This is a genomic window from Halovulum sp. GXIMD14793, assembly GCF_054457435.1.
Map to the genome: position 1 here is coordinate 1 of NZ_JBTLNE010000059.1, position 23,117 is coordinate 23,117.

The window sequence follows — 23,117 nt, forward strand, 5'->3', positions numbered from 1 at the left end:
CGCTTTAATCACGGTCAGGTTCGAAACCCGCACATTCCCGCGCTGAACCGGTAAGTAGGGGCAGATCAGCGCGTAGTGGCTTTCTGTTATCTCATTCATAACATATAGTTAGAACATTTGGGTATCCGTAATTCATGGTTGATGCCGGACTTGCTTCTGGTCCCTGAAAATCGTAATTGATTGTTGATACGGGTATTCTATGAAGACGGTAACGAATAATGTCAGACCTAATTCTGCTCCAAATTGACGATCTTGAGCCAGTTCGTTGTGTGGATCTCAATGATGCTGAGATGAAGATCAAGAAACATGGTCTGTCAACGATAGGGCCGTTGTGAGCTGGACTCCTGAAGGCGGTGGTCCGGTATCAAATTTGGAATACTCATTCGATGATGGCTCTTGGATGGCGCATCAAAAAGGTGATGACCAATGAGCAGCATTGAGCGAAGAGTTCGTTGCGGAACGGTATTGATTTCCACACTCATCATGGCAAGTACAACACCAGTGTTGGCCGATGATACGCCTAGTCCCGGCCAACTTGCGTTGGAATATCAAGCTATCTCAAAGATAATCGACGATACCGAGAATGCGCACCGCGAGGAAGTCTCGCGAATGTATGTTGCTCGTTCGCTACTGGAGGTTTCTGAAAGCGTTTGCTCCGGTTCGGCGGAGCTTCCGGCTTCTATAGAGCTTTTTTTGTCGATCAGTAAAAACCTGCTTCTTGATGAAAATGTGCGGTGGTGGCCAGAGGCCGAGGAAGCAATAAGCGCTCAGATTTCTGCCCGACTGGAGGAGGTTGATTTTGAGACTACGTGCAATGATCAAGCATGACGCTCAGAGATCGAAGAGCAAGATCGCTGGGCGTCTGATTTGGCAGGTTTGCTTGCATCAGACCTGAAAACGTTGATCGATTATCGGATCAAGCTTAGAAGGCAACTGATCGATAGCGCAGCGTCGTTTCCTTGATCTAGTTCTGGAACGGTTTAATGGACCTCCTGCAACTGGATGACTTTGATCTGATCCGTGTTGCGGAAGAAAACCACGACTTCCACATCTATGCCAGAATCACCGACGAGACGACGCACTGCCAACACTGCGGCAAGCATGGTGTGGTTGGATTTGGCAGGCGAGAGCAGATCATCAAAGACCTTCCGCGCCTCGGCAAACGGTCGGCAATCTATGTCGAAACACGGCGTTGGCGTTGTAAGAACTGCGGCAAGACGTTCTATGACGAGCTGCCGCATGTAGACGAAAAGCGGCGCATGACTGAAAGGCTCGCTCAGTGGATCGGCGAGCAGGCAGTGCGCAGAACCTATTCCAGTGTCGCGGAAGAGGTCGGTGTGACCGAAGGCACGATTCGCCTTGTCTTCGGAGAGTATGTTCAGCGCAAATACGAGGCGATGCGCTTTGCAACGCCCCGTTGGCTGGGCATTGACGAAATCCACCTCATCAAACCGCGCTGCGTTCTCACAAATGTCGAAAAGCTGACGGCCTTCGATATCCTTGAGAACAGAAACAAGAAGACAGTCGCAGAGCGACTTGCCCGGCTCGATTACCGCAAGAGCATTGAGCTGGTGACGATTGATATGTGGCGACCCTATCGAGATGCCGCCGCTGCGGTGCTGCCGGGCGCCACGGTCGTCGTGGACAAGTTCCATGTCGTGAGGATGCTGAACGCCGCCTGTGAGACTGTCAGGAAAGCACTTCGGGCCGATCTGACGCCAGCCGAGCGACGTGGGCTGGTGAATGACCGCTTCCTGATCCTGAAGCGCAAGCATCGGCTCAACGGCAAGGAACACATGATGCTGACTGGTTGGTTAAAAAACTATCCGACGCTGGCTATGGCCTATGAAATCAAGGAAGCTGGGTATCGCATCTACGACGCCAAGACGCGCGATCAGGCAGATGCGGCCTTTGAAGAATGGCGAGCGTCTATCCCTCAAGAGATGAAAGGCGCGTTCGGCGACTTCGAGCGGGCATGGCGAAACTGGCGGGACGAAATCTTGGCCTATTTCGACTGCCGCGCCACCAACGCCTATACCGAAAGCCTGAACAACCTGATCTGCACCACCAACCGCGTCGGACGGGGCTACTCGTTCGAGGCATTGCGGGCGAAGGTGCTGTTGTCAGAGGGGCCGGAGAAGAAAGCAACGGCTCGCCCGGCTTTCCAGAAGATGTTGAGCCGTGATCGCGATATAGAGATGACAGTGCATGAGATGCGCGTTCCTACGCGCTATGAGGGGCGCTACGGAACGCTCCTGTCAACACTGCCCAAAATTCTTCGCGACGGTAATCTTAGGCCAGATCAACCATGAATTACGGATACCCATAACTACTTGGTCACTAAAAATTAGAAAAATGGTGGAGCCAAGGGGAGTCGAACCCCTGACCTCTTGCATGCCATGCAAGCGCTCTCCCAACTGAGCTATGGCCCCATCTGACGTGCCAAGCTTGGCACGCCGGTTGTCTTAGTGATCAAAGGCGGACAGATCAAGCGAATTCATCGCGCCAGATCATTCCTCTTTGTCGTCTGCGACGTCTGCGATGTCATCCAGGCTGACATCGTCGTCATCGTCATCCTCTTCCAGAAGCTCATCCTCCAGATCATCGCTGGTATCATCGTCCAGAACGACATCATCATCGTCATCCGAGGTGGGCGCAGCGGCGGTTTTGCTGGTTGCGGCCTTGCTGGGCGCGGCGGATTTGCCTTTTGGTGCCGTTAGGTTTTCGACCGTGAATTCCTCACCGCAGGACGGGCAGGTCATCGGGTCGCGCATCAGGTCGTAGAAGCGGACAGCGCAATGCGGACAAACGCGTTTCACGCCCCATTCGTCTTTGGGCATCTGAAGCTCCTGATCAGATTTGTTGAATTGGCCGTCCCCTGCCATGCCGCGTAACACTTGTCAAAGGATTTGCTGTTAAAAAAGTGTAACGAACGCTGGCAACCCGCCTGTCACGGTGTATGCTGCACTGCATCACGGGCGGAAATGCCGGTGCTGCTTGCTTTTGTAGTCAAGAGGTATGGATGCTCTATCACGCCTATGAACTGACCCACGCGGCCGTCGGTCCGATGCGCGCCACTGCGCGGCTCAGCCATGAAATTCTGCGCAATCCGATGAACCCGATGCACAATACCTATCCCGCCCGGACTATGGCGGCGATGTGCGAGATGTTCATTTCCGCGACCCGACGCTACGAAAAACCTGAATTTGGCCTGCCCTTTACAGTGGTTGATGGCGAAGAAGTGCCGGTTGTCGAAGAGGTAGCGGTTGATCTGCCTTTCTGCCAACTGTTGCATTTTCGCCGCAACAGCCCAAAGGTCGCAAAGCGCAAGGATCCAAAGGTTCTGATCATTGCGCCGATGTCGGGCCACTATGCGACCCTGTTGCGCGGCACGGTCGAAACCATGCTGCCCGAACATGACGTCTATATCACCGACTGGGTCGATGCCCGCGATGTCCCCATGACAGAGGGGCGATTCGATCTGGATGATTACGTCGACTATCTGATGGAGTTTTGCCGCTTTCTGGCCGAGGATGGCGAACGCCCGTCCGTGATGGCGGTCTGTCAGCCCGGTGTGCCGATGATGGTGGCCGCCACGCTGATGGCGATGGACAAGGATCCGGCGCGGCCCGCCAGCGTGACGCTGATGGGTTCTCCCATTGATACCACGGTCAGCCCCAAGCAGCCCAATGATCTGGCCACGTCGCGCCCGCTAAGCTGGTTTGAGAATAACGTGGTTGTCCGTGTGCCCTGGCCGAACAAGGGCTTTCTGCGTCAGGTCTATCCGGGGTTCCTGCAACTTTCCGGGTTCATGTCGATGAATCTTGACCGGCATGTGGATGCCCATGTGAAGCAGTTCAACAATCTGGTTGCGGGCGACGGTGACAGCGCCGAGGCGCACCGCAAGTTCTACGATGAATACATGGCGGTGATGGACCTGACGGCGGAATTTTATCTGCAGACGATAGAACGCGTTTTCCAAAAGCACCTGTTGGCCGAAGGCGCGTATTTCTATCGTAATCGCAAGGTCACGCCCTCGGCGGTGACCGATATCGCCTTTATGACTGTTGAGGGCGAAAAGGATGACATCACCGGCCTTGGCCAGACTGAGGCAGCGCACCGTCTGCTGACCAAACTGCCCAAGTCCCGGAAAAAGCACTATGTGCAGGAAAAGGTCGGGCATTACGGGGTCTTTAACGGCTCTCGCTGGCGCAAGTTTATCCAGCCGCAGGTGCGTGACTTTATCCGCAAGCATCAGGCAAAGACGGGTTAAGTGTCGGCGCAGACCCTGTCGATTGGCGATCCGCCGATCCACATCGCCCTTCGCCGGAATAAACGCGCCCGTCGGCTGACCTTGCGGGTCAGTCACAGCGGCGATCAGGTCTCTATCACACTGCCATCAAGGGTGCCGTTGGCCGAAGCGGCGCGTTTCGCAGAAGCGCGTGAGGACTGGATCCGGGAAAAGCTGGGGGCGTTTCCCCCGGTTGTCCGCCCCGAACCCGGCATGATGATCCCTGTGGACGGGCAGGAGCGGCTGTTGACACCGGGAACAGGCCGCACAGCGAAGCTGCTGGGGGACCGCCTTGAGGCCCCCGGCGAAGGACAGGTGTTCCGTAACCGACTAAAGCAGTTTCTGCGGCTGCGCGCCCACGGCGTTCTGGCGGCGGCCTGTGACCATTACGCAGCGGAAACAGACCAGCGCTACTCCCGCCTGACGCTGCGCGATACACGCAGTCGCTGGGGGTCCTGCACGTCAACCGGCGGGCTGATGTTCTCCTGGCGGCTGATCATGGCTCCGGCAGAGGTTCTGGACTATGTCGCCGCGCATGAGGTGGCGCATCTGACGCATATGCATCATGGCCCCGAGTTCTGGGCGCTGGTCGAGGCGCTGAAACCTGGATACCGCACACACCAGAATTGGTTGCGCCAGCATGGCGCAACCCTACATCGCTTCCGTTTTGAAGATTAGCTCGGCGCGTTGAAATAGTTGCCGTGAATCCAGGCAGTTTCGCCAGAGCTCGGGGTCACAACCTCGATCCAGATGCCCTTTTGATTGCCAGTCACCTGCAGCTTGTCCCCACCAGCGGCGCGTCCCGCAATGGCGAAGCCGGTTCCGGGGCCACTGCGAAGGTTGACACTGCTGCCGGTGACGGTGCCGGTGTCATACTGCTCCGCGACGGGCGTGATCGCACTCAGACCCTCTGCCGCGCCGGTGGAGGAAAACACCACCGAATGCAATTCGGCGCGGCGCACAACGGCTGGATCAAACGTGGCGTCGTTGCTGGCCACCTCAACCTCGCCGCGGTTATCAGCCTGCTCGTTCGCAAGCAATAACGGGTCGGCGAATGTGGCACGCTCGACATTACTGGACGGTACGGAATCGAACTGTACTGTGCCAAGATAACCACCGGCAACAACAAGGGTGACCGTTGAATAGGTCAGGAAATTCGATACAAAATCAGACATACATCACCTCGGCAGGTGCGTCATTATAGCCGTCTTTGTTAAGATTTCAGCGATTCTTTTCAGAAACGTAACAAAATATGAAGGGCGTCATGGACCCAGACCGAGATCATAGGCGTGATCGCCTGACTGACATGGCCCCCACCGCGCATGAGGCAGTCTATCGCCAGCTCAAAGCGCGGGTGATGAACGGGCTATTATCACCCGGTCAGGCGCTGACGCTGCGCGGTATTGCCGAAGAATTCGGTGTGTCGATGACCCCCGCGCGAGAGGCCGTGCGCCGTCTGACGGCCGAAGGGGGACTGAAGCTGACCTCGTCAGGGCGCGTTCTGGTGACCACGCTGACACCGGAACGGATTGAAGAGTTGGCCTCTATTCGCAGCCTACTGGAACCGGAACTGGCCGCCCGCGCCCTTCCCCGGGCGCATGGTGCGTTGATCGACCGGATGCATGACATCAACCGTCAGATCGCAGTCGCCATCCGCGAGGAAAGCCCCCACGATTACGTCCGGCAGAACTTGGATTTCCACCGTATCCTCTATCTGCGCGCCCAGGCCCCAGCAATGCTGGCACTGGCGGAAACCGTCTGGCTGCAAATGGGCCCGACGATGCGCACGCTTTATACAAAGCAACGCTCAAACGCCCACGAGTCGCATCAGAAGATCCTCGCCTCCCTAATGGCAGGTGATGAGCCGGGGCTGCGGCTGGCCCTGCGCGCGGATATCAATGGTGGCCTTAGGATGCTGGTCGGGCCTTAGATCGGGGCCGAGCAGCGTTGCCCGGCCTCAACTTAGTCAAGCGTGAATAGCACCGTCACCACAGGCCAACGCAGCTTCGCGCACAGCCTCGGACCATGTCGGGTGGGCGTGGCAGGTCAGCGCAAGGTCCTGCGCAGAAGCGCCGAATTCCATCGCAACGCAAACCTCGTGGATCAGATCGCCCGCACCGGGACCGATGATATGCGCGCCCAGAATGCGGTCGGTTTCCGCATCGGCCAATATCTTGACGAAGCCTTCGGCCTGAAACACGGTCTTGGCCCGTGCATTGCCCATGAACGGGAACTTGCCGACCTTGTAGGCCTGACCCTCTTCCTTCAGATCCTGCTCGGTCTTTCCGACAGAGGAAACCTCGGGCGCGGTATAGATGACGCCCGGAATGACATTGTAATTCACATGGCCCGCTTTGCCCGCGATCACCTCGGCCACCGCCATGCCTTCATCCTCGGCCTTATGGGCCAGCATGGGGCCTGCGATCACATCGCCAATGGCATAAATCCCGTTTACATTGCTGCGCCAGTGATCATCGGTCTTCACCATACCGCGCCACATCTCCACGCCCAACGCGTCCAGGCCAAGGCCTTCGGTATAAGGCCGCCGCCCGGTGGCAACCAACACGACATCCGCCTCAAGCGAGGCTTCGCTATCGTCCTTGCGCAGCTTGTAGGTGACCTTAGCTTTGGAGCCAGAGATCTCGGTCTTTTGCACGGCGGCGCCCATGATGAACTTGAGCCCCTGTTTCTTGAGGATGCGCTGAAACACCTTCTGCACCTCGGCATCCAGGCCGGGTGTGATGTGGTCCAGAAACTCCACCACGGTCACCTCTGAGCCCAGACGGGCATAGGCAGAGCCAAGCTCCAGCCCGATCACGCCCGCCCCGATGACGACCATCTTTGCCGGGATCTTACCCAGTTCCAAAGCACCGGTGGAGGTGACAACGACCTTTTCGTCAACTTCAACCCCCGGCAGCGAGGATGGTTCGGAGCCGGTCGCGATCACGATATTCTTGGCCTGATGCACCTCGTCACCGACGCTAACCTCGCCCTTGGCGGTGATCTTCCCCCAGCCCTTCAGCCAGTCTACCTTGTTCTTTTTGAACAGAAATTCAATGCCCTTGGTGTTGCCATCAACGACCGACTGCTTGTAGCCCATCATCTTTTTCAGATCGACCTTGGGTGCCGCCCCGGTGATGCCCATCGTGTCGAAATTGGTATGCGCCTCGTGATACAGTTCCGAGGCATGCAGCAGCGCCTTTGACGGGATGCAGCCGACATTCAGACAGGTGCCGCCAAGGGTCTCGCGCCCTTCCACACAGGCCACTTTCAGGCCCAGCTGCGCGCAGCGAATGGCGCAGACATAGCCGCCGGGTCCGGCACCGATTACGATCACGTCATAGCTGGCCATTGGGACCTCCCTGCGTCAATTGGACCGCTTTCAAACCGTATATGGTCTGCGCGCCCCGGGGGCAACCGCAAGCGGGCCGCCGGGGTGCGAAAGAGGCGGAAACAGGGTGCCAGCAAGCGTATGGCATGCGTATGGCAAGCGTATTGCGAGTAAATGGCTCGGGTATTGCGATGGGCTGAGGCGGTTTTGCCGCTGGGCGACCTGGGGGATCAGCATGCTTGTTGTTGTCTCGAACGCAATGAAAAGGGCGACCTTACCCCAGCGATGAAGGTCAGTGTCCTGAATGATGTAGACCTGTGTCACCAGACCCGATCACACCAAGAATCTGAGGTGCAGCTGCAACTGAATTTGACCTTTGCGTCACAAACGGACCCAGACAATCATGGCGTCGACGTAGATGTCCGGTTTGAGCCGAGGCTGTGTGGAAACTGACTTGGTTTCTCGACGATGAGGATGTTTCAGTCGATTTTGTGGGGGCACGCGGATTCGGGGTCATTTTGGCGCCCAATGCGCCGGAGAGGGTTGGTTCTGCGCTTCAATGGCGTTTGCTGCGATACGATTTGAGCTGAGCACTGCCCATCAGGTCGGAATGGCGCTCAGAAGCCCATGTACCCCGATCAGGGCGATCATTCGCTTGATGTTGTAGGCGAGGACGTGGAAGGCCATCTCGGTGCGGACGTTCTTGAGCGTTCGCATTCGGAAGTGTGTCGCCCCCATCCAGGCTTTGATTGTGCCGAACGGGTGCCCGACGGTTGAGCGGCGAGGTTTCATCAAGGCCGGGTCGCGGCTCATGCGGTCGCACATTTCGTTGACCAGATACTCGTGTTCACACCGAGAGATGCGACGCTCTTTGCCGATTGTGCAGCGCGATTTGACAGGGCAGCTCAGACAGGCGGTGGTCCAGTATCGCCGTACAACCAGCCCGCTTTCCTCCGTTTTGTAGCGGTATGTCAGCGTCTCGCCTGCCGGACATCGGTAAACATCCGCATCTGCGTCATAGGCAAAGTCGGCCTTCACGTACCTTCCCTTCTTGCGGTTGCCGGATGTCTCGGGCCGAGGGAGGGTTGTGGTGATGCCATCCTCGTGACTGGCTAGGATTTCCCGACCGCTGAAATAGCCCTTGTCTGCCACCGCGCTCATTTCATCGCGTCCTAGAGCGGCCTTCGCCGCCTTGGCCATCGGCGACAATTGATCGCGGTCGTGCCCGGCATTGATCACGTCATGCGTGACAATCAGATGGGTCTCGGTATCCACCGCGGACTGGGCGTTGTAGCCCACAAAACCGCTGCCTTTGGCGCTGGTGGCCATGGAACGGGCATCCGGATCAGTCAGGGAGATCTGACTGTCCGGGCTTGCCCTGAGCGCCTCGCCCATGTCCACTAGGCGCTCGATCTCTTGCCGGATGCGCTCGCAGCGTTGCGCCAGGTTGGCGATCTTCTCGACCCGGGCCTCACCCTCTTCCTGACGGTCGATCCGGATCATGTCATCAAGGTAGCGCTGAATGCTCGCTACCAGATGGGCGGTGCGGCTGGCGATCTTGCCCTTGGTGAAGTTCTTGTCTCGGTTGTTCACTGCCTTGAACTTGGAGCCGTCGATGGCGACGCAATCCCCCTTCAACACCCCGATCCGGCGACAGAGTTCGACGAACTGCGCACAAGTTCGCTGAATGGCAGGACCGTTATCGCGGCGAAAATCGGCGATTGTCTTGTGGTCCGGGGCCAACCGCCCGGTCAGCCATATCACCTCCACATTGCGACCAGCTTCCCGTTCCACAGCGCGGCTGGAGGGCACGCGGTTCAGATAGCCGTAGATGAGCAGCTTTAGCAGCACCGATGGGTGATAACCTGGCCGCCCGGTACGCGCAGGCGCGGTTCGCAGGAAACCCATCTGTTCAAGATCAATCTCCTCAACAAAGAGATCAATCACGCGGACCGGACTATCCTCATCGACCCAATCTTCAAGCCGGTCTGGAAAAAGCGTCGCCTGACCCCGTTCCACCCCCTCGATATATCCCGACATGCCCGCCTCCAGTCTTTCACCAAAAGCATACATCATTTCGAGTTTTCACACAGCCTCAGCCCAAACTGCTCATTTTCTGCTCCGCAACGAATGGCAATTTTCACGTCCGACTCTTCCATATATTGTGCTAAAGCGTTTCGGGATAAACCTGAGACAAAAGATTATCCTGAAACGCAGTGATAAGCCTATATGGTGTACGCGTTTCGATTTTATGTGATGTCTCAAGGTAAACTCGAAACGCTTTAAAATACGAAAATGACTAGGACCGCAAAACCTGAACTACAATGAATTGATTACCAAAGTAATGAAGTGCATCTTTAGTCTATCTTCAATGATCGTAGCGACGATTTTGGGAGTCAATTCCGCATATTCGGAAAGCAGTGAGCTGGGTCATTTACCACGCTGCGGAGGTGTGTTCGATTTGTGATGACTTGCCCCCCGAGGCTCCCTCATTCATAACGAGAGTCTGCGGGTCTGTTTTTCATATTCTTCGTCGTCGGTTTGGGCAAGCGCGCCGGGCGCAGAGCCCTCAAATTGCTCAAGCGTCCGGCGCGCTTCTGCAGGTGTTTTGTTGCCGAGCGACGAGGGCGGTCTGACGTTGTTGTAATCGTATCGCCAGAGCGCCAGCTTGCGCCGGGCATCGTCTAGACTGTCGAACATCTCCTCGTTCAGAAGCTCGTCGCGCAGGCTGCCATTGAATGACTCGATGAAGGCATTCTGCTGCGGCTTGCCCGGGTCGATGTAGTGCCAGTTCATTTCAGCACAAGTGCGCCATCGTGATCGGCCGCGATCGCTTCAAGCGGGGCGGGGTTGCGCCCGATAAGTCCGACGCGCCATCCGGCCGTCAGGAAGGTTTCAGCGCAGGCCTTGCCAATTCCACGCCCGGCTCCGGTGATAATAATGCTCTTCATGGGCTGTTTTTTCTTAGTGGTTGTCGCGGGGCAGATCATCGCGGATCCGCTGATAGGCTGTTGCCAGTTCCAGACATCCGCCATCAGCAAGCTGGCCGACATGGGTGCGGTAGATTTCCTGCCATGGGGTCTGGTTCTTAAGCTCGGGGGCGGTCCAGGCATCTATGCGCGCTTGCCATTCGGCGTCGTCCACCAGCGCATTCATGCGCGAGGTGTTCAGATCCAGTCGCACCATGTCGCCTGTTTTCAGGTGAGCCAGTCCGCCGCCCACAACGCTTTCGGGGCTGGCATTCAGAATAGATGGGCTTTCAGATGTGCCCGATTGCCGCCCGTCGCCCACGGTTGGCAGATGGTTGATCCCGGCACGGATGATGGCGTCGGGTGGCTGCATGTTCACGACCTCGGCGCTGCCGGGATATCCGACGCAGCCCACACCGCGGATGAACAGGATCGAATGATCGTCGATGCCCAGATCAGGGTCGTTGATACGGTCGTGATAATCCTCAGGACCCTCAAACACCACGGCGCGGGCTTCGAACACGCCCTCGTGGCCCGGCTCCGAAAGAAACCGGTTGCGGAAATCCTCTGAGATCACGCTGGTCTTCATCAGGGCGCTGTCAAATAGGTTTCCCGTCAGCACCTTAAACCCTGCATTTTGGCGCAGCGGCGCGTCATAGGTGGTGATCACATCGCGATCATAGCTTTCCCAGCTGTTCAGATTCTGACCCATGGTTTTGCCGCTTGCGGTCATGGCGTCACCATGCAGGCGCCCGGCCTTTAGCAGCTCTCCCATCACTGCAGGCACCCCGCCTGCCCGGAAGAAGCTTTCGCCCAGATACTCTCCGGCGGGCTGCATATTCACCATCAGCGGCACATCGAAGCCTATCGTTTCCCAGTCACGGACATCGAGTTCAACGCCTGCATGCCGTGCGATGGCCTGCAGATGCGGCGGTGCATTGGTTGAACCGCCGATGGCTGTATTGACGACAATGGCGTTTTCGAATGCCTCGCGGGTCAGGATATCGCTGGGCTTCAGATCCTCTAACACCATGGTGACAATGCGTCGGCCGGTTTCATAGGCCATCGCCATGCGCTCGCGGAAAGGGGCAGGGATAGCAGAACTGCCGGTCAGGGTCATGCCCAGGGCTTCGGCCATGGCATTCATGGTGCTGGCCGTGCCCATGGTGTTGCAATGGCCAAGTGAAGGCGCGCTAGAGCAGACGCGGCTGATGAACTCTTCATAGTCGATCTTGCCTTCGGAAAGCTGGCGGCGGCTTTCCCAGACAATCGTGCCGCTACCGGCGCGCTTGCCCCGCCACCAGCCATCCAGCATCGGTCCGCCGTTTAGCGCAATCGCCGGAAGATCAACTGTTGCCGCACCCATCAGCATCGCGGGCGTGGTCTTGTCGCATCCTGTCGTTAAAACAACGCCATCAATCGGGTACCCATGCAGCACCTCAACAAGGCTTAGATATGCCAAATTCCTGTCGAGCGCGGCGGTCGGGCGTTTGCCGGTTTCCTGAATCGGATGCACCGGAAATTCCATTGGTATGCCGCCGGCCTCACGAATGCCGGCCTTGATCCGGTCCATAAGGAAAACATGGATCTTGTTGCAGGGTGCTAGATCGCTGCCGGTCTGGGCGATCCCTATAACCGGTCGCTCGGATTGAAGCTCATCACGGGTGTATTCCTGGTTCTGGTATCGCTCCAGATAAAGTGCGGTCATGCCCGGATTATTTGGATTGTCGAACCATTCCTGCGACCGGAATCGCTTTTTCGCACGCGTGTCGGACATCCTGCTCCCTTCTGCCGCCATCTCTTAAGACAGGATTTCAATTTGGTATACCAAATGCAAGACCAATTCGTAAGATTGTAGCTGTTGCCCCGTGAAACCTGCGGTTTAGCCCGCCACTGCTGGCGTGGTTCGTTGGTTAAAGGTCAGAAGCCACAGCGTCACCGGCAGACCCGTATGGTGTTGTCACGTATGCAAGGGTCTCGACCGCCGACTAGGATTTGTCCGGCCAGAAAGATCGGTTGCTGCAGCACGGCGCTGTTCGCGTGTTCGAGGACGTTATCTCCGGCAAGACGTTCAACCGGCCGGGTTTGGCCGCCTTGCTTGATCAGGCCCGGCCCAACGATACCCTCGCCGTCATCCGCCTTGATCGATTGGGGCGCTCGCTCAAGGAACTCCTAGAAACCGTCGACGACCTCAAGGCCAGGGGGATCAACCTGATCAGCCTTGAGGAGCGGATCGAGACGACATCCGCCGCCGGTGAGCTCGTGTTCCATGTCTTCGGGGCTATTGCACACTTCGAGCGCCGCCTGATCTCTGAGCGCACCAAAGACGGCCTGCTCAACGCCAGAAAGCATAGCCGCACCCCTGGGCGGCCCCCATTGCAACCCGAAACAATCTCAGCCCTCCAAGATCTCGTCAGCGCCGGAAAATCCGTCGCCCAGGCCGCAAAACATCTCGGCATAGGCAGATCAACAGCTTACAAGATCATCAGAAATGCCACCTTGTAAGCCATGTTCAAGCTTCGTTCTTCCTTAACGTGGTTCTACAAAGAAACCTTCCGATGGGGCCAACAGTCCCTGCGCCCGAGATATCCTCTCCCTGGGTGCCCATAAAGTCACCGATGATGGTCAGAAAATTTGTGCAATAAAGCCCCCTGTTGGGCCTTTCAAGCCCGGGGCACTTCAGACGAGATCGGAGTAGTTTCGGCGTGCGTGTCGCAACTCTTTGCCTTCTGGGCATACATTTGCGCTGCAAAGTTATGACAGGCGACTGTCCGTAGTTCAGTCACCCCAATCGTTTCAGGCTGAGTAGCACTGCACATTGACGTCGCGAGCGGGCAACGCGGATGATAGTAGCATCCCGATGGGGGTGACAGAGGTGACGGCACCTCGCCCTCGATCGTATCGAACCTCACCAATTCATCGGCATCCAGCACCAGTTTTGGCACGCTGCCAAACAAAGCAGCAGTATAGGGATGCGCAGGTCGGCCAAAGACCTCCGCCACCGGTCCCAGTTCCATAATTCGCCCCAAATACATCACCGCAACCCGATCGCTGACATGCTGCACAACGGATAAGTCATGGCTGATGAACACAGATGTCAGGTCCAATCCCTGAGTTAATTCCAAGAAAAGGTTGATAATTTGTGCTTGAATGGAGACATCAAGTGAAGCCACAGGTTCATCGCAAATCAGCACATCGGGCTGCATTGCAAGAGCGCGTGCGATGGCAATACGTTGGCGTTGACCACCTGAAAACTGGTGCGGATAACGGTCGACCCAAACAGGATCAAGGCCTACACGTGTGAACCATTCTGCGACATAGGCCTTTGCCTGAGCTTTGGTCGTCAGGCCATGCGCGATCGGACCCTCTGACACCGTCTCACCAACCTTCATACGCGGATCAAGGCTGGCAAAGGGGTCTTGGAAAACGGTCTGCACACGGGTCGTGACTTTTGCCCCATTCTCCATCACCGGCGCACCATCAATGGTCACACTGCCGGTTGTCGGCGGGAGAATGCCTGCGATTAGACGGCCCAAAGTCGATTTTCCGCAACCGGATTCGCCAACCAGGCCCAGCGTTTCGCCCTTACGTATCGATAGCGTGACTTCTGACACCGCACGCACAGACCGTGTCTCAACCTTAGCTCCCAGTTTGCCGGCAATTTTTTCGCCAATATTCAACTTGGGGCCGAAAAGGCGGCTCACGTTGTCAATAGTCAGAAACGCGCTCATGCTGAAACCTCCGGGTTTTGACCCACCGGATGGAAACACTGCCAGCCACGTTTGTCATGCATCGTCATCTCGGGCTTTTGTTCGCAGGCCTGTGTATTCCGATCACATCGTGGCGCGAAGGGGCAGCCAGACGGCAGAGACAATAGCGACGGCGTAGTACCAGGGATTTGCGTCAAGGGCATGCCGGGTTTGGCCATCGCAGGTAACGAGGCAATCAGGCCAGCCGTATAGGGATGGCGCGGATCACGCAGCAATGTTGCGGTTGGCCCCTGCTCTACAATACGACCCGCGTACATCACGGCCAACTTGCTAGCGAGGCTGGAAACCACAGCAAGGTCATGACTGATCCATATCATCGCCGTTCCGGTTTCTACAGCAAGGTCGCGCATTTGAAACAGAATCTGCGCCTGAATGGAAACGTCCAGCGCCGTTGTCGGTTCATCTGCCACGAGCACGGCAGGGCGGTGCAACAGTGCAATTGCGATCGCCACCCGCTGACGCATCCCTCCAGAAAATTCATGCGGGTAAGCACGTAGCCGCGCCTCGGCGGACGGAATGCCAACCTGTGTCAGTAACTCGGCTGCACGGGCCATTGCCGCACGTTTACTGAGCCGCTCATGTGCATCAATCGCCATCTGCATCTGCTGCCCAATGGTCAGCATCGGATTTAGCGTCGCAATCGGATCTTGAAATATCATCGAAACCTCGCGACCCCGGCAGGCTCGCAATTCTGACCCGGATAGTTTCGTCAGGTCAGTTCCGTTCAATGTAACCGAGCCTTCAACGATTTTCCCCGGTGCATCTACAAGCCCCAACAAGGAAAAACCTGTGACAGTCTTGCCCGACCCACTTTCGCCAACCAACCCCATAATCTCGCCGCGCGCCAAATCAAAGGATACGCCATCTACAGCTTTGACCACGCCCGCACGGGTAAAGAAATGCGTTGCCAAGTCTTTGACGCTCAGGATAGGTTCAGTCATTTTCGCAGCCTTGGGTTAAACTGGTCGCGCACCTGATCTCCGACGATATTGATCGCCACGATCAGGATAATTAATGCCACACCGGGATAGACTGAAATCCAATACCGACCGCTCATCATATAGGGGAAGCCATTTGAAATGAGCATGCCAAGCGACGGTTCTGTGACCGGCAGGCCCAGACCCAGAAAGCTAAGCGTTGCTTCAAGCGAGATCGAATTCGCGATTTGGACTGTCGCAACAACAATCAGTGGTGGCGTGCAGTTGGGCAGCATGTGCCGCCACACCACCAATCGTGCTCTCAAAGGGGTTGCAAGGGCGGCCTCTATATAATCTTTGCCGCGTTCGGCTTTTGCGGCACCGTAGGCGGTACGCGCGAAATAGGCATATTGTGCAGCGACCAATGCGCCAATCAACTGCGCCTTGCCTTGACCGAGTAGTGCCACAATCACCAAAGCCAGCAAGATTGCGGGAAAGGATAATTGTAGATCAACAAGCCGCATAATCAGCGACTCAACGCGGCCTCCAATATACGCGGCAAGGATGCCCAGCGTCGTCCCGATGGTCAGTGAGACAAAGCCTGCAGCTAGGCCGATCTGAATGGAAATGCGCAAGCCATAAAAGATCGCCGACAGAAGATCGCGCCCCTGCGGATCAGTCCCCAGAACATGCGTGTACCCGCCTGTGCCCACAAATCCTGGTGGTCTGCGGCTATCCATCAGGGACAGGTTCACCAGATCATAAGGGTTTTGCGGTGAGATCAAGCTGGCAAAAAGCGCCAAAAGGATCATCAAGACAACGACAGCCAATGCCACCAAGGCGATCCTATTCTCACGGAACTCAGCCCAGAATCGGCCAAGTGGAGTGCTTGTGCTCATGCTGATGCTCCGTGACGTACGCGCGGATCAATTAAGGCGAAAGCCAGATCAATCAAAAAGTTAATGGTGACAAACAGGAATGCCACAAGGATCAGGTAGGCCACCATAACGGGCCGATCCAAGACACCAATGCTATCGATAATTAGCTTGCCCACTCCCGGCCATGAAAAGATCGTCTCGGTCACGACAGCGAATGCCAGCGTCGATCCCAGTTCAAGCCCAAAGACGGTGATGATCGGAATTGAGATCAGCTTGAGCAGATGGCGGCGCAGGATTGTCACCTCAGACAGGCCTGCAGCGCGCGCAAACTTGATGGTATCGGTCAGCATAATCTCGCGCGTACCCGCTCTGGCCAAACGAATCATCATCGCCAGTTTAAAAAGCGCCAGATTGGCCGCTGGTAAAGCGATATGTGACAGCCCATTCAGTGTTAGAAACGAAAAATCAATGCCAAAAACTGCAATTGTTTCACCACGCCCGCCGGCGGGGAACCAACCAAGATGGACCGCAAAAAATAAAATTAGTATCAGGCCTACCCAGAATGACGGCACCGAAAACCCAAGGACTGAGACCGCCATGATGGTTTTGGAAATCCAGCTATCAGGGCGGTAGCCAGCATAGATGCCAAGGCTTACGCCAAGCACGGTGGCCGAAATCACGGAAATCAGCACCAACTCAAGCGTCGCGGGCAGCCGACCACCGATCAGTTTCAGGACCGGCATATTATAGACAAATGACCGGCCGAAATCACCTTGCAGCAAGTTTGTGAGAAAGGTGAAATATTGCTCATACAGTGGTCGGTCGAGGCCAAGCCTGCGGATCGCGTCTTCGCGAATATCTTGCGTAGCATCAGGTGGGATAACGATATCGATGGGATTGCCGATGGCATAGACACCGAAAAAGACAATGACTGACATCACAGCCATTACTCCGATGGCTTGCAGAAGTCGCTGAATAATGAAGCCAAGCATCCGCTTTCCCTTGTGATAATAAAAGGCCAGGCAGCAGATCGGCCGCCCAGCCCCTTAATGTCTTTCGGCTCAGGGTGCGGGCGTGATAAAGAACGCCAACGTGTCTTCGTCAAAACGCGGGGCAAATTCCAGTGCGCCGGCTGTTGCACCCCAGACCGTCTGAAGCTGCACCAGGGAGATATAGGCCTTGTCTGCCATTACCTTTTCCATCGCCTGCTCATAGGCCGCGCGCCGCTGGCTTTCGTCCATCATGGTGGCGGCGGTTTCCAGTAGAATATCAACCTCATCATTCTTGTATCCGATGCGATTGAAGGCACCCAATCTCAAATCAGGGTTGTTCGAATGCGCAAGACTGCCCAGCGTATATGACGCCTCGCCAGTCAGTGTGCCCCATCCGTTCATGAACATCGAATAATCCAGCCGCGCCTGTGCAGGGAAGTAGACGGTTTTGGAGATCGCGTTGACGTTGGTCTTAATACCCACCTGCGTCAGCATCTGGCCCAGACCCTGACAGATTGCACCATCGCCCGGCAAGCGATCTGAGGTGCAATAAAGGTCCACCTCAAAGCCATCAGCATAGCCTGCTTCGGCCAGAAGTTCTTTGGCTTTAGTGGGATTATACTCTGGCTCTGGAATCCTTTCGCTGGACCCGAAGAAGCCCGCAGGCATCATCTGGTTGGCGGGTTTACCCAAACCTTCAAGCACAATATCGACCATGGTTTGACGGTCGATGGCATAGTCAATCGCCTGACGTACCCTTAGATCACGAAATGGGTTCTCATCCAGATCGGACCCGTCTATCGCACGTACCAGCGGCGTGTCTTCACGCTGATCAAGCTGAAGGTTCATCACATAAGCGCTATCACCTTTAATGGCCTCAACCGCGTCATCACGCTCAAGCGCCAGATAATCAACGGATGAAACGTAATTTATCACATCAACCTGTCCCGCTTTCAGCGCAGCAAGACGTGAACTGTCGTTGGGGATTTCTTTGCGAATTACTGTTTCCCATGCGCCCACTCCGCGCCAATAATCATCGTTCCGCTCAAGTACCAGATCGCCGTTTGGCTCCCAGCTGACATACTTATATGGGCCGGTACCAATGGTAGCCGCACCAGTATTAAAGCCTTCGGCTGCCGTTTCGGGTGTGGAATAATCCGCTGCTGCCTCGGATGAAACAATAAACAAACGGATAAAGTCATTGGGCAGCGTAGCCGCCTGACCATCGGTGTTGATATGCACTGTGTAGGGATCGATAATATCGACGCTCGACACACGGCGCACATAAATGGCCGTTGTCGTCGGGCCGGTCACAACCGGAATACGTTCAATTGAAAATTTCACGTCTTCCGCATCAAAATCGGACCCATCGTGAAACTTCACACCTTCGCGCAGCTTAAATTCCCATGTGTCGTCATCCACCGGGGTCCAGCTTGTCGCCAGACCCGGCTCAATCTGCAAATCGGTACCAGACCAAACCAGTGTATCAAAAATATGCTTGGCTGCCTCGGCGTGTGAGCCAAGAGCGGAGAAATGCGGATCCATTGATTCAGGTCCGCCGCGCACCCCCATTGTCAGGGTTTGAGCTGACACAGCACCCGCTGTAGTCAGGCTCAACACGAACGCAAGAGGTGTAAGGAATTTCCGGTATTGCATAGTTTACCCTTCCTGTTTTTTGGCGGGGCAGCAAACCCCGTCCTGTGATGCTTATCTATATTGTGTCCCATTTGGAACTTGCTTTCTCAGCATGTGTGCAGATAATGCGCTAGTCAAGTTCATTTTGGAACTCATTTGGATGAGCAAAGGGAATAGCATCGATATGGCAGATCCGCAGACTGCATCTGACCCGGAATTCGGCAAGCAAGAGTCGGGGCAAAGCCCCGACATGCTGGATGCGAAACTTTGGGAGAACCCCTGCCCTTTCACTTTTCGGATCAACTATCTGGCTTTGCTATATAATACGCCGCTGTATAGCTGGATTCAGGACACCTATGGGTTGAAACGGCCCGAATATGTGGTGTTGTATTCACTGGGTGTAGCCGATGGCGGCAGCGCGCGGGATATATCGGTTACATCAGGTTTTCCGAAGAACACACTCAGCCGAGCAATCAAACGCCTTGAACTGATGGGCCTTATTGAGGCGCGCGCCAAGGCACCTGGTGGCGGGCGCACACAGGCGCTTTGGTTGTCGGAAAAGGGTTGGGACCTGATTTACAAGACCCGCCCAACATTCGAAGCGCATGAAAAACGCATGCTAAACGCACTGTCAGAAGGAGAGCGGCAAATGCTGTTTGAATTAATGTCCAAAGTTGTGATGGCCGCACAGGACTGGGCAGGTGAACTGCCAGCCGAAGCAGGTACTCGGGTCAACGAAGCAGAAATAAGGAAACCGCAATGACAGTAGCAAACATGAATTGGCGTGATATCGAGGCAGCCGCAGCTCGCGACCCGCGCTGCATCTTGCCCATCGGCTCAACTGAACAACACGCGCAGCTGTCACTTTGCGTCGATATGATATTGGCGGAAAAGGTCGCAACCGAAGCTGCCGCTCCGCTGAATATCCCTGTCTTTCCAGTAGTGCCTTATGGTCTCGCCTCCTATTTCAACGACTACCCCGGCACCATCTCTCTATGTGTCGAGACATTGATGGCCGTAATCCGCGATATTATTGCATCACTTAGACGGTCTGGTTTTAGACAGATTCTAATCGTGAACGGTCACGGTGGCAACAACCCCGTGAGTGTATTGGCGCAAGAATTGATGGCAGAATATGGTGATGTGTCGATCAAGTTTCACAACTGGTGGAATGCCCCTGAGACATGGGCGAAGATTCAATCAATTGACCCTTCCGGCTCGCACGCCAACTGGATGGAGAATTTCCCCTGGACCCGACTGGCCCACGCACCTGCCCCAGACGGCAAAAAACCATCCGTCGATATGGCGCTGATGAATGCCTGCCCTCCAACGCAAACACGTGCTTTGCTTGCAGACGGCTCATTTGGCGGACCGTGGCAACGACCCGACGCTGACATGCTGGCGGTCTGGAAAACTGGCGTGGCAGAAACCCGTGCCGTGCTCGAAGGGCCTTGGGCGGACCGATCCCTTGATTTGACCCTATCTTAACAGGCGAAAAAATGACACGACTGCGCCGGGATCGCGGTCACGGGGGATTGAAAAGTAACAGCAATTGTAGTGGTTCAGATGTGATCTGACAGTTGGCCGTTTTTCTGGCGGCGTCTGTCAGGTGAAGTTCAGTTCACGAACTTTTCCTGCCAGGTTTCTTTCCCGTCCACTGCCCGGCAGGCGATTGCAAAGCAATCTGCCGAGATCCGCAGCACCGGCAGGTCGTGTTCTTCATGGAAGGGCAGCACTCGGTCGTTGAGCAGATCAGCGGCAGTGATCGGCGTCTTGGTGGTATAAAGCTTGGCATGCGCGACCTTACAATAGGTGTCCACATAGGTCTGCTGATAGACCCGCCCGGCTCCCTTGAGAGTGCCCACATAGAACGTGTCCTGTGAGCCCAGATACCCAGGGTGGGCCGTCTCGATCTCGCCGCAGGCTTCATCGTCCAGCTTCTTCTTTTCAAGCGCTTGGACCTGCGCCTCGGTCAGGATTGTGCCTTCTTCGGCAACCTTGATTTCCAGCGCCTTCAGGCGGGCTTTGAAGTTCGCCAGATCATGGCGTAGCCAGATCGACCGGACGTCGGAGGGTGACACAAACACCCCCAGCTTGCGCAGCTCGTTCGAAGTGCGGGCCTGACCGTACGCCGGGAAATCGGTGGCGGATTTGATGACCGCCCGCTCAACAGCCTCGTCAACGCGATTGGCCAGATTGGGTTTGCACCGCGTGCGCTCGAACAGCGCCTCGACGCCGCCTTCATCGACTGCTGATTTGTAGCGATAGAACGTGTCGCGCGACATGCCCATAACTTGGCAAGCCTTCGACACGTTGCCCAGTTCTTCGGCCAGGTTCAGCAGGCCGGTTTTGTGTTTGATGATCTTGTCGGTAGAATTCAACATTGTGGTTCCCTCGTTTGATGGTTTGGTTCGCACCACCATCAAAACGGACAACCATCATCTCACTCAAGAGATGCGCCGTCCCCATTCCAGCTCGCTGGGAAGGGGGCGGTGTCAGATCACATCGAGACTAATTCAGCTCAAAGCCTCATTCCGCCGGATCGCAACACGCTATGAAAAAACTTCAGCCAACTTCATGGCCATGATCAAACTCGCGTCTATCAGGCTATGGTGTCAGTTTTACGAGTCCGCTGCCTAGATGATTTCACAGGCTCTGGCCATCTTCGTTCTGTTCCACAATTAACCAAGCGCATGATCAGCTTACAATGTCAGTCATATCACGCCATTGTATTCGATCAGGCAAAGCATTGCCTTCAAAAAAGGCACGAAAAACTTCTACGACATCGTCAATGAACAAAACTTCGTCCGGTTGCATCGTCATATGGCCGCCGCCAAACATTAGAGTTTGTTTTCCTTCAAATGGCACCTTTGCTTGTGCCAAATATGCGCGATGGTGCTTCCCGTCATTTCGGTTCCGATGCTCAAGCACACAGGTTACACGACCACCTGCGATTTGTAGATAAGAACCGTCCTGTGCAGTCAAAATTGCAAATGAATGTGGTCCATAGCTTTTAAGATCACGCAAAGCTTTCTCCACACTGTCAAAATTTTTGACCTGAGTGGGCTTCTTTTTCTCGACTTCCAGTAACATTTTCATGGCAGATATATCGTTATGTTTCCTACAATTTTTCACCAGCAATTTGCCCAACGCCTTCAGCTGGGCCGAACCTATTCATGTACATATCATTGAAGTTCTGTTGACTTGTTTTTGAGCCACCGCCGCTTTTGCATTCGATGCCCCATAGCTCGCCACTGTCCGTTCGAATAACGGCATCGTACCTTCTCGTCGAAACCGCTGCACTGACGGTCAATTCCTCGCCAACGACATCAAATCCACTGTCCCGCAAATACTGAGTGTACTCTTGTGCTGACTTAGTGCCCGGTGATGGCAAACCACCCTGGCTTGCAAATTTTCCATCTGGTGTGCGGAAACTCCCATCTGGATACTCTCTGATAGGGGTTCCTCCATTATTTGAAGCCGCCCCCAGCGTTCCCCCGCCACCCAGGCTCAGTTGATACTGCCTCTGGCCATACGTCCCGGACAAACCGTACTGGTTCACGTCTCCGACACGACCACGGGTCGCACCCCGAACACCGGCTGCACCCGCCGCCAGACCACCAAGGCCCATGTCAATGGCAGCACCGATGCTGTCATAGCCGCGAACCGCCTCGACTGCGTCGGGATACTCCGCAAGCAGCGCCTGAATACTCTCATATTCATCCCGGTTGCCCCGGTCGGTCGTGAACCGGGGCATGTAGCGACGGCCCCGGTCGTACATTTCGGCATTTTGCATCGTCTCAGGCTTGTGATACCCCCAGCGCTGCGTCCCAAACCCGGGCACACCCCCGCAGGCTGCGGTGGAGCGGGCCCCCGCCGCACAGAGTGCATCTGCCACATAGGCCCGGCACGTCCCGCCCGTCGGGTCGGCGTCGCAGGCGGCCCGCAAGGCCTCATCGGTGAACCGGTCGAGGCCTTCGAAAAAGGCAATACGGTCGCGGTAGAACTCGAGATCCTGCGCGCTGCACCCGCCCTCGCGCTCACACTCCGCCAGCCGATACTTGGCCCATTGCAGCATGTCCGACTGAATATGCCAAAGGTAGTTGTTCTTGAAGCCCGAGCGTGCGGTGGAGGACCCGGCGGAGACGTTTTCGCCCCTGCCGCCAGAGAACAGGTAGCCTGCAAAGGCCCCGATCAGTTCGGCCCGGTTCAGTGCCTGACCTGCCCCCCGAAACTTCCCTCGTTCTGATGTAGAGTTTGCTCAACCTTTTGAAGGAGCAAACGAATGCGAAAGAGCCGTTTCACGGAAGTCCAAATCATTGGGATGATCAAAG

At 55.9% G+C, this 23,117-nt stretch carries 21 protein-coding genes, 1 tRNA gene and 2 pseudogenes; 8 read left to right on the forward strand and 16 right to left on the reverse strand.

Annotation, left to right across the window (positions count from 1 at the left end; genetic code table 11):
- Positions 1-426 precede the first annotated feature (426 nt).
- Positions 427-828: a hypothetical protein gene (locus tag ACW9UQ_RS15185; RefSeq protein ID WP_458931871.1), complete on the forward strand. Its 402-nt coding sequence runs from the start codon at positions 427-429 to the stop codon at positions 826-828.
- A 155-nt stretch (positions 829-983) separates the two neighbouring features.
- A complete protein-coding gene (locus ACW9UQ_RS15190) occupies positions 984-2,312 on the forward strand; it encodes an ISL3 family transposase (RefSeq protein ID WP_458931872.1) in 1,329 nt (442 codons plus the stop codon).
- 44 nt (positions 2,313-2,356) lie between these two features.
- Here the strand turns inward: ACW9UQ_RS15190 and ACW9UQ_RS15195 are convergent.
- Positions 2,357-2,432: transfer RNA gene (locus tag ACW9UQ_RS15195), tRNA-Ala, on the reverse strand.
- Between the two features lie 78 nt (positions 2,433-2,510).
- Positions 2,511-2,840, reverse strand: a complete 330-nt coding sequence (locus ACW9UQ_RS15200) for a TIGR02300 family protein (protein WP_458931873.1) — start codon at positions 2,838-2,840, stop codon at positions 2,511-2,513.
- 182 nt (positions 2,841-3,022) lie between these two features.
- Between ACW9UQ_RS15200 and ACW9UQ_RS15205 the strand changes: the two genes are divergently transcribed.
- Positions 3,023-4,273, forward strand: a complete 1,251-nt coding sequence (locus ACW9UQ_RS15205; RefSeq protein WP_458931874.1) for a polyhydroxyalkanoate depolymerase — start codon at positions 3,023-3,025, stop codon at positions 4,271-4,273.
- Positions 4,274-4,969, forward strand: coding sequence for a M48 family metallopeptidase (locus ACW9UQ_RS15210; protein WP_458931875.1), 696 nt, complete (start codon positions 4,274-4,276; stop codon positions 4,967-4,969).
- Here the strand turns inward: ACW9UQ_RS15210 and ACW9UQ_RS15215 are convergent.
- Positions 4,966-5,466 carry an SH3 domain-containing protein gene (locus ACW9UQ_RS15215; protein ID WP_458931876.1) on the reverse strand — a complete coding sequence of 167 codons (501 nt, stop codon included), beginning with the start codon at positions 5,464-5,466 and terminating at the stop codon, positions 4,966-4,968. The two genes, ACW9UQ_RS15210 and ACW9UQ_RS15215, sit on opposite strands and share 4 nt — an antisense overlap.
- 89 nt (positions 5,467-5,555) lie before the next feature.
- On the opposite strand from ACW9UQ_RS15215, the gene ACW9UQ_RS15220 reads away from it, so the two are divergent.
- A complete protein-coding gene (locus ACW9UQ_RS15220; RefSeq protein WP_458931877.1) occupies positions 5,556-6,221 on the forward strand; it encodes a GntR family transcriptional regulator in 666 nt (221 codons plus the stop codon).
- Between the two features lie 36 nt (positions 6,222-6,257).
- Here the strand turns inward: ACW9UQ_RS15220 and lpdA are convergent, their stop codons facing one another.
- From lpdA to ACW9UQ_RS15245, 5 genes and pseudogenes are all read right to left on the reverse strand, one after another.
- Complete coding sequence (gene lpdA, locus ACW9UQ_RS15225; protein WP_458931878.1) at positions 6,258-7,643, reverse strand: dihydrolipoyl dehydrogenase; 1,386 nt, start codon at positions 7,641-7,643, stop codon at positions 6,258-6,260.
- Between the two features lie 579 nt (positions 7,644-8,222).
- Complete coding sequence (locus ACW9UQ_RS15230; RefSeq protein WP_458931879.1) at positions 8,223-9,662, reverse strand: IS1182 family transposase; 1,440 nt, start codon at positions 9,660-9,662, stop codon at positions 8,223-8,225.
- A 453-nt stretch (positions 9,663-10,115) separates the two neighbouring features.
- Positions 10,116-10,415, reverse strand: a pseudogene (locus tag ACW9UQ_RS15235) (integrase core domain-containing protein); the annotation flags it as partial.
- Entirely contained in the window at positions 10,415-10,573 is a 159-nt protein-coding gene (locus ACW9UQ_RS15240) for an SDR family NAD(P)-dependent oxidoreductase (RefSeq protein WP_458931880.1), read from the reverse strand. The pseudogene ACW9UQ_RS15235 and the gene ACW9UQ_RS15240, both read right to left, overlap by 1 nt.
- A 13-nt stretch (positions 10,574-10,586) precedes the next feature.
- On the reverse strand, positions 10,587-12,368 hold the full coding sequence (locus ACW9UQ_RS15245) for an IlvD/Edd family dehydratase (RefSeq protein ID WP_458931881.1): 1,782 nt from the start codon (positions 12,366-12,368) through the stop codon (positions 10,587-10,589).
- Between the two features lie 218 nt (positions 12,369-12,586).
- On the opposite strand from ACW9UQ_RS15245, the gene ACW9UQ_RS15250 reads away from it, so the two are divergent.
- Positions 12,587-13,096: a recombinase family protein gene (locus ACW9UQ_RS15250; protein ID WP_458931882.1), complete on the forward strand. Its 510-nt coding sequence runs from the start codon at positions 12,587-12,589 to the stop codon at positions 13,094-13,096.
- Positions 13,097-13,254: 158 nt separating this feature from the next.
- Here ACW9UQ_RS15250 and ACW9UQ_RS15255 read toward each other — a convergent pair whose 3' ends face one another.
- From ACW9UQ_RS15255 to ACW9UQ_RS15275, 5 genes are all read right to left on the reverse strand, one after another.
- On the reverse strand, positions 13,255-14,322 hold the full coding sequence (locus tag ACW9UQ_RS15255; RefSeq protein ID WP_458931883.1) for an ABC transporter ATP-binding protein: 1,068 nt from the start codon (positions 14,320-14,322) through the stop codon (positions 13,255-13,257).
- Positions 14,319-15,302 (reverse strand): ABC transporter ATP-binding protein, encoded by a 984-nt coding sequence (locus ACW9UQ_RS15260; protein WP_458931884.1) that lies wholly within the window; start codon positions 15,300-15,302, stop codon positions 14,319-14,321. Before ACW9UQ_RS15260 ends, ACW9UQ_RS15255 begins: the two co-directional genes overlap by 4 nt.
- On the reverse strand, positions 15,299-16,177 hold the full coding sequence (locus ACW9UQ_RS15265) for an ABC transporter permease (RefSeq protein ID WP_458931885.1): 879 nt from the start codon (positions 16,175-16,177) through the stop codon (positions 15,299-15,301). Before ACW9UQ_RS15265 ends, ACW9UQ_RS15260 begins: the two co-directional genes overlap by 4 nt.
- On the reverse strand, positions 16,174-17,148 hold the full coding sequence (locus ACW9UQ_RS15270; RefSeq protein ID WP_458931886.1) for an ABC transporter permease: 975 nt from the start codon (positions 17,146-17,148) through the stop codon (positions 16,174-16,176). The genes ACW9UQ_RS15265 and ACW9UQ_RS15270 overlap by 4 nt, the downstream gene beginning before the upstream one ends.
- A 69-nt stretch (positions 17,149-17,217) precedes the next feature.
- Positions 17,218-18,804, reverse strand: coding sequence for an ABC transporter substrate-binding protein (locus ACW9UQ_RS15275; protein WP_458931887.1), 1,587 nt, complete (start codon positions 18,802-18,804; stop codon positions 17,218-17,220).
- Positions 18,805-18,943: 139 nt separating this feature from the next.
- Here ACW9UQ_RS15275 and ACW9UQ_RS15280 point away from each other — a divergent pair, with 139 nt between their 5' ends.
- Both ACW9UQ_RS15280 and ACW9UQ_RS15285 read left to right on the forward strand, forming a co-directional pair.
- Positions 18,944-19,546 carry a MarR family winged helix-turn-helix transcriptional regulator gene (locus ACW9UQ_RS15280; protein WP_458931888.1) on the forward strand — a complete coding sequence of 201 codons (603 nt, stop codon included), beginning with the start codon at positions 18,944-18,946 and terminating at the stop codon, positions 19,544-19,546.
- A gap of 11 nt (positions 19,547-19,557) precedes the next feature.
- A complete protein-coding gene (locus tag ACW9UQ_RS15285) occupies positions 19,558-20,271 on the forward strand; it encodes a creatininase family protein (RefSeq protein WP_458931891.1) in 714 nt (237 codons plus the stop codon).
- 164 nt (positions 20,272-20,435) lie between these two features.
- Here ACW9UQ_RS15285 and ACW9UQ_RS15290 read toward each other — a convergent pair.
- From ACW9UQ_RS15290 to ACW9UQ_RS15300, 3 genes and pseudogenes are all read right to left on the reverse strand, one after another.
- Positions 20,436-21,167: pseudogene (locus ACW9UQ_RS15290) on the reverse strand (helix-turn-helix domain-containing protein); the annotation flags it as partial.
- A gap of 313 nt (positions 21,168-21,480) precedes the next feature.
- The gene (locus ACW9UQ_RS15295; protein WP_458931889.1) at positions 21,481-21,882 is read right to left on the reverse strand and encodes a hypothetical protein; all 402 of its coding nucleotides are present in this window, start codon (positions 21,880-21,882) and stop codon (positions 21,481-21,483) included.
- A gap of 22 nt (positions 21,883-21,904) precedes the next feature.
- Positions 21,905-22,861 carry a hypothetical protein gene (locus ACW9UQ_RS15300; protein ID WP_458931890.1) on the reverse strand — a complete coding sequence of 319 codons (957 nt, stop codon included), beginning with the start codon at positions 22,859-22,861 and terminating at the stop codon, positions 21,905-21,907.
- Positions 22,862-23,117: the final 256 nt, after the last annotated feature.